Origin of the sequence: Streptomyces sp. NPDC048436, from assembly GCF_043200355.1 — a bacterium.
Classification (GTDB): Bacteria; Actinomycetota; Actinomycetes; order Streptomycetales; family Streptomycetaceae; genus Streptomyces.
This window is the reverse complement of record NZ_JBICXP010000015.1, coordinates 161,719-176,251: the sequence shown is the minus strand read 5'-3', so window position 1 is coordinate 176,251 and position 14,533 is coordinate 161,719. Positions and strand designations below refer to the sequence as shown.

The window sequence follows — 14,533 nt, the reverse complement described above, 5'->3', positions numbered from 1 at the left end:
GAGGGGGTTCGACGGTGGACGACACCACGCACGGCGAGATGAGCGACCAGGACCTCCTGGCCCGCCATGTGGCCGGCGACAAGGACGCCTTCGGTGAGCTCGTCCGGCGCCACCGCGACCGCCTGTGGGCCGTGGCCCTACGCACGCTCGGCGACCGCGAGGAGGCCGCTGACGCGGTCCAGGACGCCCTCGTCTCCGCCTACCGAGCCGCGCACACCTTCCGTGGGCAGTCGGCCGTCACGACGTGGCTGCACCGCATCACCGTCAACGCCTGCCTCGACCGGGCCCGCAAGGCGGCATCCCGGAAGACCTCCCCCATCGACGACGCCGAACGGTTCGAGCAGCTCCTCGAACCGCAGGAGTCGGCGGCGGCGCCCGTCGAGCGCAACGACCTGCATCGCGAGCTCATGGAGGCGCTGGGCACCCTGCCGCGCGACCAGCGTGCCGCGCTCGTCCTGGTGGACATGCAGGGCTACCCCGTGGCCGAGGCGGCCCGCGTGCTCGAAGTCCCCACCGGCACGGTGAAGAGCCGCTGCGCACGCGGCAGAGCCAGACTGCTGCCGCTGCTCACCCACCTGCGTACGGAGACGCGTACGAAGCGCGGAGACAGCGGCGAGGACAAGGACGGCAAGAAGCCGGGCCCGGCAAGGAACCGGACGCAGGGGACATCCGTCCCACCCGCAGCGGGACCACGGGATGCGGGACCAAGCGATTCAGCTGCTGTGAAGGGCGGAGGTGGGCGAGCGTGACATCCACGACCGACTCGGCCGGGCACCCGGAAGTCGCTGAGATCTCCGACCTCACAGAGGGTCTGCTCACCCCGTCCCGGACCGTCGACCTACGACGGCACCTGGACGACTGCGTGCTCTGTGCCGATGTCTACGACTCTCTCGAAGAGATCCGCGGCATGCTCGGCACGCTCCCTGGACCGCCACGGATGCCGACCGATGTCGCCGGACGCATCGACGCGGCGCTGGCGGCGGAAGCACTGTTGGACTCCATCGCACCCGGCTCCGTCGAGGCGATGGATCCGGAGCCGATGCTTGAGCCCGCGGGCGCCAGCCGTGTTTCACGTGAAACATCGCCCGCCGCCCACGAACCGTCCGCTCCCTTGCCCGTCCGTGCCTCCAGCTCCCCGGCCGACCGACCCGCAGGACACTCCCGTGCCGCCACAGGTCCTGGCCGCGGGAGCCGGTTCCGGGGCGGCCGTCGCCGCAACGTGGTGCTCGGTGCCGTCTTCACCGCGGCGGCCCTCGGTCTCGGTTCCTTGCTGATGCAGACCCTGGGCGGCGACTCGGGCGGCACGACCGAGTCGGCATCGGGCCACACCGACTCCGCGCACGCCTTCTCCGAGGACGGACTCAAGGGCCAGGTGACCGACCTGCTCGCCAAGAAGCCGTCCACGGAACCTGCCTCCGGAAGCGCCGAGCCGTCCTTCGGCGTGCGGTCAAGCCCCGAGTCACCGAAGGACAAGAACGCGCCGATGCGTGAGGAGGTCGCGGTCTCCGTCCCGAAGTGCATCCAGCTCGGCCTCGGCGCCAGGACACCGCTCGCCGCCGAAGAAGGCACCTATAAGGGGAAGGACGCCTACCTCGTCGTGGCGTCCCATGACTCCGACAGCACGAAGGTCTCCGCGTACGTCATCGACGCCACGTGCGTGGACAAGCCGTCGACGGACACCCCCGCGGGCAAGATTCTGCTCACCAACTCCTACGCGCGGCCCTGACCTCTCACCGCCCTGGCGAGAGGCACGGCCCAGCGTGGCATCCTGACGTCCCCGACATCCTTCCGTGGGCCGCTTCCGTGCGCTCGGACACGTCGGGAATGCATGCCCCGTAGGATCCGTTGGGTGGGGTGAGAGACCTGAGACAGGGCACCCACCAGCAGTACGCAGCAGTCTTCAGAGACGAGGAATCAAGCCGTGACCGACGTCCGTAACGTGATCATCATCGGCTCCGGCCCCGCCGGCTACACGGCGGCGCTGTACACCGCGCGCGCGTCGTTGAAGCCCCTGGTGTTCGAGGGCGCCGTCACCGCGGGCGGTGCTCTGATGAACACCACCGAGGTGGAGAACTTCCCCGGCTTCCAGGACGGCGTCATGGGCCCCGACCTGATGGACAACATGCGGGCCCAGGCAGAGCGCTTCGGCGCCGAGCTCGTTCCGGACGATGTCATCTCCGTCGACCTGAGCGGCGAGATCAAGACCGTGACGGACACGGCGGGCACCGTGCACCGCGCGAAGTCCGTGATCGTGACGACGGGCTCCCAGCACCGCAAGCTCGGCCTGCCGAACGAGGACGCGCTCTCCGGACGCGGCGTCTCCTGGTGCGCGACCTGCGACGGCTTCTTCTTCAAGGACCAGGACATCGCCGTCATCGGCGGCGGTGACACCGCGATGGAGGAGGCGACCTTCCTCTCGCGCTTCGCCAAGTCCGTGACGATCGTCCACCGCCGCGACACCCTGCGCGCCTCCAAGGCGATGCAGGACCGCGCCTTCGCCGACCCGAAGATCAACTTCATCTGGGACAGCGAGATCGCCGAGATCAAGGGCGAGCAGAAGCTCTCCGGTCTGACGCTGCGCAACCTGAAGACGGGTGAGACCTCCGAGCTGCCCTTCACCGGCCTGTTCATCGCGATCGGCCACGACCCGCGCACGGAGCTCTTCAAGGGCCAGCTCGACCTGGACGGCGAGGGCTACCTGAAGGTCGAGGCTCCCTCGACGCGGACGAACGTGACCGGCGTGTTCGCGGCCGGCGACGTCGTCGACCACACGTACCGGCAGGCGATTACGGCGGCCGGCACGGGCTGCTCCGCCGCCCTCGACTCCGAGCGGTTCCTCGCTGCCCTCGCGGACAGCGAGACGGCCGCAGCCACCGTCTGACATCCCATCCTCCCCACCGCACCACCGAGTTAAGGAGCCCCGCCGTGGCCGGCACCCTGAAGAACGTGACCGACGCCTCCTTCGAGGAAGACGTCCTGAAGAACGACAAGCCTGTCCTGGTGGACTTCTGGGCCGCCTGGTGCGGACCGTGCCGCCAGATCGCGCCGTCTCTTGAGGCGATCGCGGCCGAGCACGGCGACAAGATCGAGATCGTGAAGCTCAACATCGACGAGAACCCGGGCATCGCCGCCAAGTACGGCGTCATGTCGATCCCGACCCTGAACGTGTACCAGGGCGGAGAGGTGGCCAAGACGATCGTCGGCGCCAAGCCGAAGGCCGCTCTTGAGCGTGACCTCGCGGACTTCATCGCCGAGTAACGAGCGTCGTCGCCGCATCAGGCGACGCGTTGTTTCACGTGAAACACGAATGGGCCAGCCCTCCAGGGCTGGCCCATTCGCATGACAGGGGGTGGATCAGAGCGGCCGGAGCACAGGCTCCTTCTGTACCGCCCCGAGCAGTCGGTCGAGCGCCAACTCGACGTCCTCCTTCCAGGAGAGCGTCGTACGCAGCTCAAGCCTCAGCCGGGGATACGAGGGATGCGGACGGACCGTCTTGAAGCCCACTGCCAGTAGATGGTCGGCGGGCAGTACACAGGCGGGTTTCTCCCAGCGCGCGTCGCCGAAGGCCTCGATCGCCTTGAACCCACGCTGCAGCAGATCCTTTGCGACCGTCTGCACGATCACGCGGCCAAGTCCCTGGCCCTGATAGCCGGGCATGATCCAGGCGGTCATCAGCTGCACGGCATCGGGGGACACCGGGCTCGTCGGGAAGGCCGTGGAGCGAGGCACGTACGCCGGCGGGGCGTACATCACGAAGCCCACCGGGACGTCATCGACGTAGACGACACGGCCACAGGACCCCCACTCCAACAGGACTGCGGAGATCCACGCCTCCTTCTCCAGCTCCGGCGTACCGGCCTTTACCGCGGCTTGGCCGCTGACCGGGTCCAGCTCCCAGAAGACACACGACCGGCAACGCTTGGGAAGGTCCGGAAGGTTGTCCAGCGTGAGCGGTACGAGCCGACGCCCCATGAAGGCGGTTCCTCACTTCCTTCGCCCGCCGCATCGCGGGCGGCAGTCAGAGCACTCCGTTCCTTCAGCAGGCTGCCGACGAATCCGCCGACAGCTCCCAGCCCAAGGCCCGCAGACATCAGTCCGGTCCGGCTCACCGATCGCATGGCCCTCGCCTCCCCCAAGAGGTGCCGTCAGCTGGATGTGCCATACCCAATCGCATCGTATCCACGATGCGATTGCACCGATACCGTAAGAAAGCAAAGAGCGGGCCGTGTTCCGGTACACACCGGACACGGCCCGCTCTCGGCGGACAGGGTGATGAGGCTCAGCCCTCTTGGTCCTCGTCCGAGTCGTCCTCGGCGGAGTCTTCGGCAAGACCGCTCTTCAGGACCGGGCCCTCGCCCGGGGCCAGAGTCGCGAGGATGCGCTCCAGGTCCTCCAGCGAGGCGAAGTCGACGACGATCTTGCCCTTCTTCTGCCCGAGATCAACCTTCACCCGGGTCTCGAACCGGTCCGAGAGACGCGTGGCGAGTTGGGCAAGCGACGGCGACACCCGGGCGCCCGCACGCGGCCCCTTGGCCCGCGGGGTGCTCTGCGGCCGCGAACCCATGAGAGTCACGATCTCTTCGACGGCCCGCACCGAGAGACCCTCGGCGACGATCCGGTGCGCCAGGCGGTCCTGCTCCTCCGAGTCCTCGACGGACAGCAGAGCACGAGCGTGGCCCGCGGAGAGCACTCCGGCGGCGACCCTGCGCTGAACCGCCGGCGACAGCTTCAGCAGCCGCAGCGTGTTCGAGACCTGCGGACGGGAACGGCCGATTCGGTCCGCCAGCTGGTCATGCGTGCAGTTGAAGTCCTTGAGTAGCTGGTCGTAGGCGGCAGCCTCTTCCAGCGGGTTCAGCTGCGCGCGGTGCAGGTTCTCCAGGAGCGCGTCCAGGAGGAGCTTCTCGTCGTCCGTCGCCCTGACGATCGACGGGATGCGCTCGAGTCCTGCCTCCCGGCAGGCCCTCCAGCGCCGCTCGCCCATGATGAGCTCGTAGCGGCTGGCTCCCACCTGCCGCACGACGACAGGCTGGAGAAGGCCGACCTCCTTGATGGAGGTCACCAGCTCGGTGAGGGCGTCCTCGTCGAAGACCTCACGGGGCTGCCTCGGGTTGGGCGTGATGAAGTCGAGAGGCAGCTCGGCGAAGTGCGCACCGACCGGACTCTCCGGTGTCTCCACCGCTTCGGTCGTCGGCTCTTCCGTTTCACGTGAAACGGGGCTCTGCGGGAGCGCCGCCACCTTCGCGGCGGCCACACCCCGCTCGGCGGTGAGTACCGGCACAGCACTGGGCGAGCTCGAAGCTCCGCCCATGGCCTGGGCGGCCGACTTCTCCGTCGGGGCCGCAGGGATCAGGGCGCCGAGGCCACGCCCCAGCCCTCTCCGTCGCTCGCTCACTGCATCCCCTCCGTCGTGCTGTGCTGATCGTTCTGAGCGCCCAGCTGGGCGTGTTGTACGTCGTAGCGAATACCGACACCGCGGAGCGCGATCTCCCGTGCCGCCTCGAAGTACGAAAGGGCACCGCTCGACCCCGGATCGTAGGTCAGCACGGTCTGCCCGTAGCTCGGCGCCTCGGAGATGCGAACCGAGCGAGGGATGCTCGTCCGCAGGACCTCTTCGCCGAAGTGGGTCCGCACCTCGTCCGCCACCTGCGACGCGAGCCGAGTCCGGCCGTCGTACATGGTGAGCAGGATCGTCGAGACGTGCAGATGGGGGTTGAGGTGCCCCCGCACCAGGTCGACGTTGCGCAGGAGCTGGCCAAGGCCTTCCAGTGCGTAGTACTCGCACTGAATGGGGATCAGCACCTCCGCGCCGGCCACCAGGGCGTTGACCGTCAGCAGCCCGAGCGACGGAGGGCAGTCGATGAGGATGTAGTCCAGCGGCTGCTCGTACGCCTGGATCGCCCGCTGCAGTCGGCTCTCCCGCGCCACCAGCGACACCAGCTCGATCTCCGCACCGGCGAGATCGATGGTGGCCGGGGCGCAGAAGAGTCCCTCGACATCGGCGACCGGCTGTACGACTTCCGACAGTGGCTTGCTCTCGACCAACACGTCGTAGATCGAAGGAACTTCGGCGTGGTGATCGATCCCCAGAGCCGTGGAGGCGTTGCCCTGCGGGTCGAGGTCGACGACCAGGACACGCGCGCCATGCAGAGCGAGCGAAGCGGCGAGGTTGACGGTTGTCGTCGTCTTGCCCACTCCACCCTTCTGGTTGGCGACCACCATGATGCGTGTCTGCTCAGGTCGTGGCAGGCCTTCGCCTGCACGACCCAGGGCTTCCACCGCCAGTTGGGCAGCACGACCGATAGGGGTGTCGTCCATCGGGGGCGGTGTTTCACGTGAAACATCCTCCCCCGCCGACTCGGTACGGGGACCGGGGACCGGATCGGTCATCGGTCCCGCGATGTTGGCGTCGGACCGCAAGGATTCACTCTCCTCGACTTCAGGCTCGCAATGAACAGAGCCTCCCATGCTTTGAGGGTCGTGAACCAGCGAGGCCCGGGCTTCTGTGGACGAATCCACCTCTGTGGACAACTCGGTTCCCCTATCGAGGGACCCGAGTGGTCGGCGGTCGCGGGGTTCCGCAGCGCGGCCGCGACTGATGATGCCATGCAGCAGTGAGCGACGTTTCACGTGAAACACGATGCACGGCAGCCGGGGTGCCGCTTGTGCGACACCCCGGTATGCGTACGTTTGGCAGCTTTTGTGGAGTACGGCTCGTCGTCAGGACGGATGAACGACGCGGCCGGGACGACCTCAGCGGCGGCGACGGGTCCGGCTCGTACGGGCGGCCTTCGCGCGCTTGGCGGCGAAGCGGACACCACCGGGGCTCTCCCCGACCTCGACGCGAACGACCGTGGACAGCGGGTCCACCACGCCCTCACCGACATGCAGCACCGAAGTGTTCACCGCGCCGAGCTTGCTCAGCGCGGCGCTCGCACCCTTGACCTCTTCCTCGGCGGTGTCGCCCTTGAGCAACAGCATCTCTCCGTACGGACGCAGCAGGGGCACGCCCCAGGCCGCGAGGCGGTCCAGCGGCGCCACAGCCCGCGCGGTCACCACGTGGACGGGAGGCAGCTTGCCAAGGACCTCCTCGGCCCTTCCACGCACAACCGTCACGTGGTCCAGGCCGAGCAGCTCGACCACCTCGGTCAGAAACGTGGTCCGCCGCAGCAGCGGTTCAAGCAGAGTGATCTTCAGGTCCGGGCGGACGAGGGCCAGCGGAATGCCCGGCAGCCCCGCACCCGAGCCGACGTCGCACACCATCACGTTCTCGGGCACGACCTCGGAGAGGACCGCACAGTTGAGCAGGTGCCGCTCCCACAGCCGGGGCACTTCGCGGGGACCGATCAGCCCGCGCTGTACTCCCGCGTCGGCCAGCAACTCCGCGTACCGGACCGCGTCCGAGAAGCGCTCACCGAATACCGCCCGGGCCTGCTCGGGCGCCGAGGGGAGCTCCGCTGCCTCCGTCACGGGGACCGTCCTTCCGTACCGCACTGGGGTGGCTGACTATCAGGCTGACAAAGACCGGCCCCGCCTGTGAACAGACGGGGCCGGGTAAGCGATGTGCGATCAGGCGGGCAGTACGACGACGAAGCGCTGCGGCTCCTCGCCCTCGGACTCGCTGCGCAGACCGGCGGTCTTGACCGCATCATGCACGACCTTGCGCTCGAAGGGCGTCATCGGCTTGAGGTTGACCGGCTCGCCGGAGCTCTTCACCTCGGCCGCGGCCTTGGCGCCCAGCTCGGAGAGCTCCTCACGCTTCTTGGCGCGGTAGCCCGCGACGTCCAGCATCAGACGGCTGCGGTCACCGGTCTCGCGGTGCACCGCGAGGCGCGTCAGCTCTTGGAGCGCCTCCAGAACCTCACCGTCACGGCCGACGAGCTTCTGCAGGTCACGGCTGTTCGAGTCGCTGATGATCGAGACAGCGGCGCGGTCGGCCTCGACGTCCATGTCGATGTCACCGTCGAGATCCGCAATGTCCAGCAGACCCTCGAGGTAGTCCGCCGCGATCTCACCCTCCTGCTCAAGACGGGTGAGGGTGTCGCCGGGCTCGACGTCGGCCTCGGCGGGGGCAGTGGTGCCTTCCGTCACGGGATGGACTCCTTCTACTTCTTCGACGGGTGCTTGGGCCGCTGCTGACCCTTGCGCTGCCCCGACTTGGCTTGGCGTGCGTTACCTGACCCGGTCTTGCCGCCTGCGGGCTTGCCCTTCGGAGCGGCGTCCTCAGGCTCGTCCTGAGCCTTCTCCAGCGACGTCTTCGCAGGGGCCGCGTCCGTGTCACTCTCGGCCTTGGCGGCGCTCTGCGCGGCTGCGGACTGACGCTGCGACTTGCTCTGGCGCTTGGGCTGCTGCCGCTTCGGAGTGCCGGCCGCCGTAGCGCCGTCCTCGGTCTCGGCGGCGTCCGTGGTGTCGCTCTGGACGACGGAGCCGTCGGCCTGGGCCACGAGGCCTTCCTTGCTCAGACCGTTGATGAACTTCCGCTCGAACTCGTTGCGGTCCCGGCCCTTGGCGACGATCGCCTTGATGATGTTCGTGTTGCCACGGCCCCGCACCTTCTTGGTGTGCGAGAGCTGCTTCTGCAGGCGCTCCAGGAACGCGGCCTGGGCCTTGGAGCCCGGAGTCGGGTTCCGGCGGATCACGAACATCTGCTGGCCCATGGTCCACACGTTGGTGGTCAGCCAGTAGACGAGGACACCGACGGGGAAGTTGATGCCGAACACGGCGAACATGACCGGGAAGACATACATCAGCATCTTCTGCTGCTGCATGAACGGCGTCTTGACCGTCGTGTCCACGTTCTTCGTCATCAGCTGGCGCTGTGTGTAGAACTGCGAGAACGACATCAGGCAGATCATGATCGCGGTGACGACGCGGACGTCGGTCAGCGAGGCGTGCAGCGCCGCGACCTTTTCCTCGCTGTCCATGAACTTCGCGGCCAGCGGGGCGCCGAAGATGTGCGCCTTCTGCGCGCTCTCGAGGAGCGGCTTGTCGATGACGCCGATGGTGTCGTTCGACGCGATGCCCGAGAGCACGTGGTACAGCGCGAAGAAGAACGGCGACTGCGCCAGGATGGGAAGGCACGAGGAGAGCGGGTTGGTACCCGACTCCTTGTACAGCTTCATCATCTCTTCGGACTGACGCTGCTTGTCGCTCTTGTAGCGTTCCTGGATCTTCTTCATCTCGGGCTGCAGCGTCTGCATCGCCCGGGTCGCCTTGATCTGCTTCACGAAGAGCGGGATCAGGCAGATACGGATCAGGATCACCAGGGACACGATGGACAAGCCCCAGGCCCAGCCCGTGTCAGGGCCGAAAATGGCCCCGTACAGCGAGTGGAACTGGACGATGACCCAGGAAACGGGTGTCGTGATGAAGCTGAACAGACTGGCAATCGTGTCCACTAATCAGGCTCCTTGAGCATGGGACGGGGTCTCGGCGGCCGGGCCAGGGGTATCCGGGGCGCTCTCCCCGGACGGCACGCCAGCGGCGGAGGGCCCGCCCTTGCGTTCGCGCCACATGGTGCGCAGCATCTCGTGCCACCGCGGTCGCTTGCGCGGCGGGACATGGTCGACACCACCGAGCGACCACGGATTGCACCGAAGGATGCGCCAGGCAGTGAGCGCCGTTCCCTTGATCGCACCGTGCCGGTCGATGGCCAGGTAGCCGTAGCGGGAACACGACGGGTAGTACTTGCACACCGGGCCAAGCAGCGGACTGATCGTCCATTGGTACAGCTTGATCAGAGCCAGCAGTGGGTACTTCATCGAGCGCCCCCTCCCAGCAGCCGCTGAAGAGCGGCATCCAGGTCTTGGGCCAGCTGTGCATGGTCGGCGTCGCCCGCACCGGGCAACGCTCGTACGACTACCAGGCTACCGGGGGGCAGCAGGGCCACCCGGTCACGCATCAGATGGCGAAGCCTGCGCTTCACCTTGTTGCGTACGACTGCTCCGCCGACGGCCTTGCTCACGACGAAACCCGCACGCGTCTGGGGAACGCTCTCCCCAGGCGCGTGCGGGTCCGTTGCACCGCTACGAAGATGGACGACGAGAAGCGGGCGTCCGGCCCGTCGTCCTCGGCGTACAGCGGTCGCGAAGTCTTCGCGCCGCCTCAGCCGATGCTCGGTAGGCAGCACGACGTCATGACCTAAATACGTTTAGGCGGAAAGCTCGGCGCGACCCTTGCCACGACGGTTCGCGAGAATCGCGCGACCGGCACGGGTGCGCATCCGCAGGCGGAAGCCGTGGGTCTTGGCGCGACGACGGTTGTTCGGCTGGAAGGTGCGCTTGCTCACTCGGGGGCTCCAGAAATGATTGTGTGGTGGCGGGACATCGCCTGGCTGTCACCGTGCGCCCACGAGGAACTCGCGAATACGCACCGAGTGCACCGCTTCACAATCACAGATCGTGATCTTTGCCCATCGGAGGCAGGCGGCAGCAGCCATCGACAACTCGACCTGGTCACGGTACGCGGGGCTACGCCATCCGGTCAAACCAGCCGTCAGGGAGGGACACTGTGCACAGCCTGTGGACAACAACTTGAACCGCAGCCGTTGCCCTGACTACCGTGGCCAAACTCCGATTCATTCCCTTCTCCCTCCCCATCCCGATTTCCGTCCCAAGAACCACACCTTCGTGGGACCCCGTGAGAGAGCGTGCCTTGTGGCTGACGTACCTGCCGATCTTGCCGCAGTGTGGCCACGAGTGCTGGAGCAGCTGCTGGGTGAGGGGCGGGGGCACGGGGTCGAGGCGAAGGACGAGCGCTGGATCAAGCGCTGCCAGCCGCTGGCGCTGGTCGCCGACACCGCACTGCTCGCCGTGCCGAACGAATTCGCCAAAGGCGTACTGGAAGGGCGGCTCGCGCCCATCGTCAGCGAATCGCTGAGCCGCGAGTGCGGTCGCCCGATCCGCATCGCCATCACGGTGGACGACTCGGTCGGCGACCCCATGGACCGGCCCTCCCCGTCGGCGCAGCCCCACCAGCAGCAGCCCCACCAGCAACAGCCCGGCCCGCAGCAGCAGCGCTACGAAGACCCCGATCAGCACCAGGGCCCCGGCCAGGGACATGAGTCGTACGACGCTTACGGCCGCCGCACCTCGGACGAGCACTCCTCGGGCCCCCGGCCCGACCAGCTGCCCAGCGCCCGCCCCGCGTACCCCGACTACCAGCGCCCCGGACCCGGCGCCTGGCCGCAGCAGCAGCCCCAGCAGCAGGACGACTACGGCTGGCAGCAGCAGCGGCTCGGCTTCCCCGACCGGGACCCGTACGCGAGCCCGCAGCAGCCCCAGCACGACTACCGTTCGCAGCCGCCGCAGAACCGCTCACCGTACGAACAGCACCGCCAGGAGCGGCAGGACCACCAGCAGGACCGCCACGACCGGCGGGAGCGGCACGAGCAGTCCCCCGGCTCCGGCGGGCACTCCGACCCCAGGGGCGGCGGCCACGGCAACGGCCACGGCGTCCACGGCAGCGGCGCCCCCGGCCCGCTCGCCGCGCAGCCCGCCCCGGCTTCGGCTCCCGGCGAGCCCACCGCGCGCCTCAACCCCAAGTACCTCTTCGACACCTTCGTCATCGGCGCCTCGAACCGCTTCGCGCACGCGGCCGCGGTCGCTGTCGCCGAGGCTCCCGCCAAGGCCTACAACCCCCTGTTCATCTATGGGGAGTCCGGGCTCGGAAAAACGCATCTGCTGCACGCGATCGGGCACTACGCCCGCAGCCTCTACCCCGGCACGCGCGTGCGCTACGTGAGCTCCGAGGAGTTCACGAACGAGTTCATCAACTCCATCCGCGACGGCAAGGGCGACACCTTCCGCAAGCGGTACCGCGAGATGGACATCCTGCTCGTCGACGACATCCAGTTCCTCGCGAGCAAGGAGTCGACGCAGGAGGAGTTCTTCCACACCTTCAATACGCTCCACAACGCGAACAAGCAGATCGTGCTCTCCAGTGACCGGCCGCCCAAGCAGCTGGTCACCCTGGAGGACCGGCTGCGCAACCGCTTCGAGTGGGGACTGATCACCGACGTCCAGCCGCCGGAGCTGGAGACGCGTATCGCCATCCTTCGTAAGAAGGCGGTGCAGGAGCAGCTCAACGCCCCGCCGGAGGTCCTGGAGTTCATCGCGTCCCGTATCTCACGCAACATCCGTGAGCTCGAGGGCGCACTGATCCGGGTCACGGCCTTCGCCTCGCTCAATCGGCAGCCGGTGGACCTGGGTCTGACGGAGATCGTCCTCAAGGACTTGATCCCGGGCGGCGAGGACGCGGCTCCGGAGATCACGGCGCCGGCCATCATGGCCGCCACCGCGGACTACTTCGGGCTGACCGTGGACGACCTCTGCGGATCCTCCCGCAGCCGCGTCCTGGTGACGGCACGCCAGATCGCGATGTACCTCTGCCGCGAGCTGACGGACCTGTCCCTGCCCAAGATCGGCGCGCAGTTCGGCGGGCGCGACCACACGACCGTCATGCACGCGGACCGCAAGATCCGCGCGCTGATGGCCGAGAGGCGCTCGATCTACAACCAGGTCACCGAGCTCACCAACCGCATCAAGAACGGCTGACGGGCCTCTCTGCCGCTTCTCCGCTACTTCTGCCAGACGCACTGAGAGCTCCACCTGAAAGGCGCCCCGGGACACCTTCCGGGGCGCCTTTTGCTGTCGCGTACGCGCGCGTGAGGCCCGTCAGCGCCCTCCAGCTGTTCGATTTCCCCAGCTGAGAGGCCTGTTCTCCACAGATGTGCGCACTTTCTTCCCTCCACACCCTGGGGACTGAGAAGTTGTCCAGATGCTGTCCACAGGGGACCCTGCTGAAGGATCATCAAGCCAGGTCAGGTGGTTGTGGATTCGTGGACGACGACCCTCCACAGGGTGTGGATGAAAATCTTGTCCACAGGGTGTGCATGAAGTTGTCCACCGGCAACCCACAGGCTCGGGCGGGTTGTCCCCAGCTTTCCCCAGCTTCTCCACATCGCTGTCCACTGTTCGGCAACGCAACGCGCCCTGTCACCGTGCCGAGTGAAAGGCGTCACACCAATGTGGTCGGTTGGCCTGTGGGGAAGGTGGGTAAAACTGGGGACAGCGTTGGGGAGAAGTACCCCCTGCCTGTGCATCGGGTGTGCAGAACTTTCGCCTGTCCACAGAAACCACCGGTTGTCCACCGGTCCCGCCCACAGGCGCGGTGGATAAAAAACCGGCTCTGACCTGCGCAAACGGGGTTATCCACGGTTTCCACAGGCCCTACTACTACTACCCCCTAGAGTCACCGGGGAATTGGCTTCGAAGAGGGGCCTGTGCACAACTCGCGCTCCGGGACTCCGGCGCCCCTCGTCACGACTTGACCCCGACGGGCACCCACTGTCAGTGCTGTGCGTCAGACTGGTCCCCAGTGCCAGCAACAGCAGGAGGGCGGCTAAGTGAAGATCCGGGTGGAACGCGACGTACTCGCAGAGGCGGTGGCGTGGGCGGCGCGCAGTCTCCCGGCCCGGCCACCGGCGCCAGTCCTCGCGGGCCTGCTGCTGAAGGCCGAGGAAGGCGCGCTGAGCCTCTCCAGCTTCGACTACGAGGTCTCGGCCCGTGTCTCCGTCGACGCCGAGATCGACGACGAGGGCACGGTCCTCGTCTCCGGCCGGCTGCTCGCCGACATCTGCCGCGCCCTGCCCAACCGTCCGGTGGAGATCTCCACAGACGGTGTGCGGGCCACGGTGGTCTGTGGCTCCTCGCGATTCACACTCCACACGCTTCCTGTGGAGGAGTACCCCGCGCTGCCGCAGATGCCGACCGCCACGGGCACCGTCCCCGGTGAGGTCTTCGCCGCCGCGGCCAACCAGGTGGCCATCGCCGCCGGCCGCGACGACACGCTCCCCGTGCTGACCGGCGTACGCATCGAGATCGAGGGCGACACGGTCACCCTCGCCTCGACCGACCGCTACCGCTTCGCGGTCCGTGAGTTCATGTGGAAGCCGGAGGACCCGGAGGCCTCCGCGGTCGCCCTGGTGCCCGCCAAGACGCTCCAGGACACCGCCAAGGCGCTGACCAGTGGCGACACGGTCACCATCGCGCTCTCGGGCACCGGCGCCGGTGAGGGCCTGATCGGCTTCGAGGGCGCGGGCCGGCGTACGACGACGCGTCTGCTCGAGGGCGACCTGCCGAAGTACAAGACGCTCTTCCCCACGGAGTTCAACTCGATCGCGGTCATCGAGACCGCCCCGTTCGTCGAGGCCGTGAAGCGCGTGGCCCTGGTGGCCGAGCGCAACACTCCGGTGCGGCTCAGCTTCGAGCAGGGCGTGCTGATCCTCGAGGCGGGTTCCAGCGACGACGCACAGGCTGTGGAGAGGGTCGACGCCCAGCTCGACGGCGACGACGTCTCGATCGCGTTCAACCCGACGTTCCTGCTCGACGGCCTGAGCGCGATCGACTCGCCGGTCGCCCAGCTGTCGTTCACGACGTCGACGAAGCCCGCGCTCCTGAGCGGAAAGCCGGCCCTGGATGCCGAGCATGACGACGCGTACAAGTACCTGATCATGCCCGTACGTCTGAGCGGCTGA

15 protein-coding genes are annotated in these 14,533 nt (G+C 67.6%); 6 read left to right on the top strand and 9 right to left on the bottom strand.

Translation table 11 applies throughout. The annotated features are described in order from the left end of the window. The first annotated feature begins 14 nt into the window (after positions 1-14). The 4 genes from sigM to trxA all read left to right on the top strand — a co-directional run bounded on the left by sigM (position 15) and on the right by trxA (position 3,258). Positions 15-749, top strand: coding sequence for an RNA polymerase sigma factor SigM (sigM, locus tag ACGFX9_RS35365; protein WP_393482905.1), 735 nt, complete (start codon positions 15-17; stop codon positions 747-749). Then, positions 746-1,726, top strand: coding sequence for a hypothetical protein (locus tag ACGFX9_RS35360; RefSeq protein ID WP_393482902.1), 981 nt, complete (start codon positions 746-748; stop codon positions 1,724-1,726). The genes sigM and ACGFX9_RS35360 overlap by 4 nt, the downstream gene beginning before the upstream one ends. A 195-nt stretch (positions 1,727-1,921) precedes the next feature. Continuing rightward, the gene (trxB, locus tag ACGFX9_RS35355; RefSeq protein WP_393482899.1) at positions 1,922-2,881 is read left to right on the top strand and encodes a thioredoxin-disulfide reductase; all 960 of its coding nucleotides are present in this window, start codon (positions 1,922-1,924) and stop codon (positions 2,879-2,881) included. Between the two features lie 44 nt (positions 2,882-2,925). Beyond that, the gene (gene trxA, locus ACGFX9_RS35350; RefSeq protein ID WP_135332065.1) at positions 2,926-3,258 is read left to right on the top strand and encodes a thioredoxin; all 333 of its coding nucleotides are present in this window, start codon (positions 2,926-2,928) and stop codon (positions 3,256-3,258) included. A 96-nt stretch (positions 3,259-3,354) separates the two neighbouring features. Here trxA and ACGFX9_RS35345 read toward each other — a convergent pair whose 3' ends face one another. The 9 genes from ACGFX9_RS35345 to rpmH all read right to left on the bottom strand — a co-directional run bounded on the left by ACGFX9_RS35345 (position 3,355) and on the right by rpmH (position 10,285). Then, positions 3,355-3,972, bottom strand: a complete 618-nt coding sequence (locus tag ACGFX9_RS35345; protein ID WP_393482895.1) for a GNAT family N-acetyltransferase — start codon at positions 3,970-3,972, stop codon at positions 3,355-3,357. Positions 3,973-4,279: 307 nt separating this feature from the next. After that, positions 4,280-5,392, bottom strand: a complete 1,113-nt coding sequence (locus ACGFX9_RS35340) for a ParB/RepB/Spo0J family partition protein (RefSeq protein WP_393482892.1) — start codon at positions 5,390-5,392, stop codon at positions 4,280-4,282. Further along, on the bottom strand, positions 5,389-6,465 hold the full coding sequence (locus tag ACGFX9_RS35335) for a ParA family protein (RefSeq protein WP_393482955.1): 1,077 nt from the start codon (positions 6,463-6,465) through the stop codon (positions 5,389-5,391). Before ACGFX9_RS35335 ends, ACGFX9_RS35340 begins: the two co-directional genes overlap by 4 nt. A gap of 285 nt (positions 6,466-6,750) precedes the next feature. Then, complete coding sequence (gene rsmG, locus ACGFX9_RS35330) at positions 6,751-7,467, bottom strand: 16S rRNA (guanine(527)-N(7))-methyltransferase RsmG (RefSeq protein ID WP_393482889.1); 717 nt, start codon at positions 7,465-7,467, stop codon at positions 6,751-6,753. A gap of 99 nt (positions 7,468-7,566) precedes the next feature. Then, a complete protein-coding gene (locus tag ACGFX9_RS35325; protein ID WP_393482886.1) occupies positions 7,567-8,088 on the bottom strand; it encodes a protein jag in 522 nt (173 codons plus the stop codon). A 14-nt stretch (positions 8,089-8,102) separates the two neighbouring features. After that, the gene (gene yidC, locus ACGFX9_RS35320) at positions 8,103-9,395 is read right to left on the bottom strand and encodes a membrane protein insertase YidC (RefSeq protein WP_393482883.1); all 1,293 of its coding nucleotides are present in this window, start codon (positions 9,393-9,395) and stop codon (positions 8,103-8,105) included. A gap of 3 nt (positions 9,396-9,398) precedes the next feature. Further along, positions 9,399-9,758, bottom strand: coding sequence for a membrane protein insertion efficiency factor YidD (yidD, locus tag ACGFX9_RS35315; protein WP_393482880.1), 360 nt, complete (start codon positions 9,756-9,758; stop codon positions 9,399-9,401). Then, positions 9,755-10,126 carry a ribonuclease P protein component gene (gene rnpA, locus ACGFX9_RS35310; RefSeq protein ID WP_393482877.1) on the bottom strand — a complete coding sequence of 124 codons (372 nt, stop codon included), beginning with the start codon at positions 10,124-10,126 and terminating at the stop codon, positions 9,755-9,757. Before rnpA ends, yidD begins: the two co-directional genes overlap by 4 nt. Before the next feature lie 21 nt (positions 10,127-10,147). Then, positions 10,148-10,285, bottom strand: a complete 138-nt coding sequence (gene rpmH, locus ACGFX9_RS35305) for a 50S ribosomal protein L34 (RefSeq protein WP_100597229.1) — start codon at positions 10,283-10,285, stop codon at positions 10,148-10,150. Between the two features lie 367 nt (positions 10,286-10,652). On the opposite strand from rpmH, the gene dnaA reads away from it, so the two are divergent. Both dnaA and dnaN read left to right on the top strand, forming a co-directional pair. Next, a complete protein-coding gene (gene dnaA / locus ACGFX9_RS35300) occupies positions 10,653-12,551 on the top strand; it encodes a chromosomal replication initiator protein DnaA (protein ID WP_393482874.1) in 1,899 nt (632 codons plus the stop codon). 851 nt (positions 12,552-13,402) lie between these two features. After that, on the top strand, positions 13,403-14,533 hold the full coding sequence (gene dnaN / locus ACGFX9_RS35295) for a DNA polymerase III subunit beta (protein ID WP_393482871.1): 1,131 nt from the start codon (positions 13,403-13,405) through the stop codon (positions 14,531-14,533).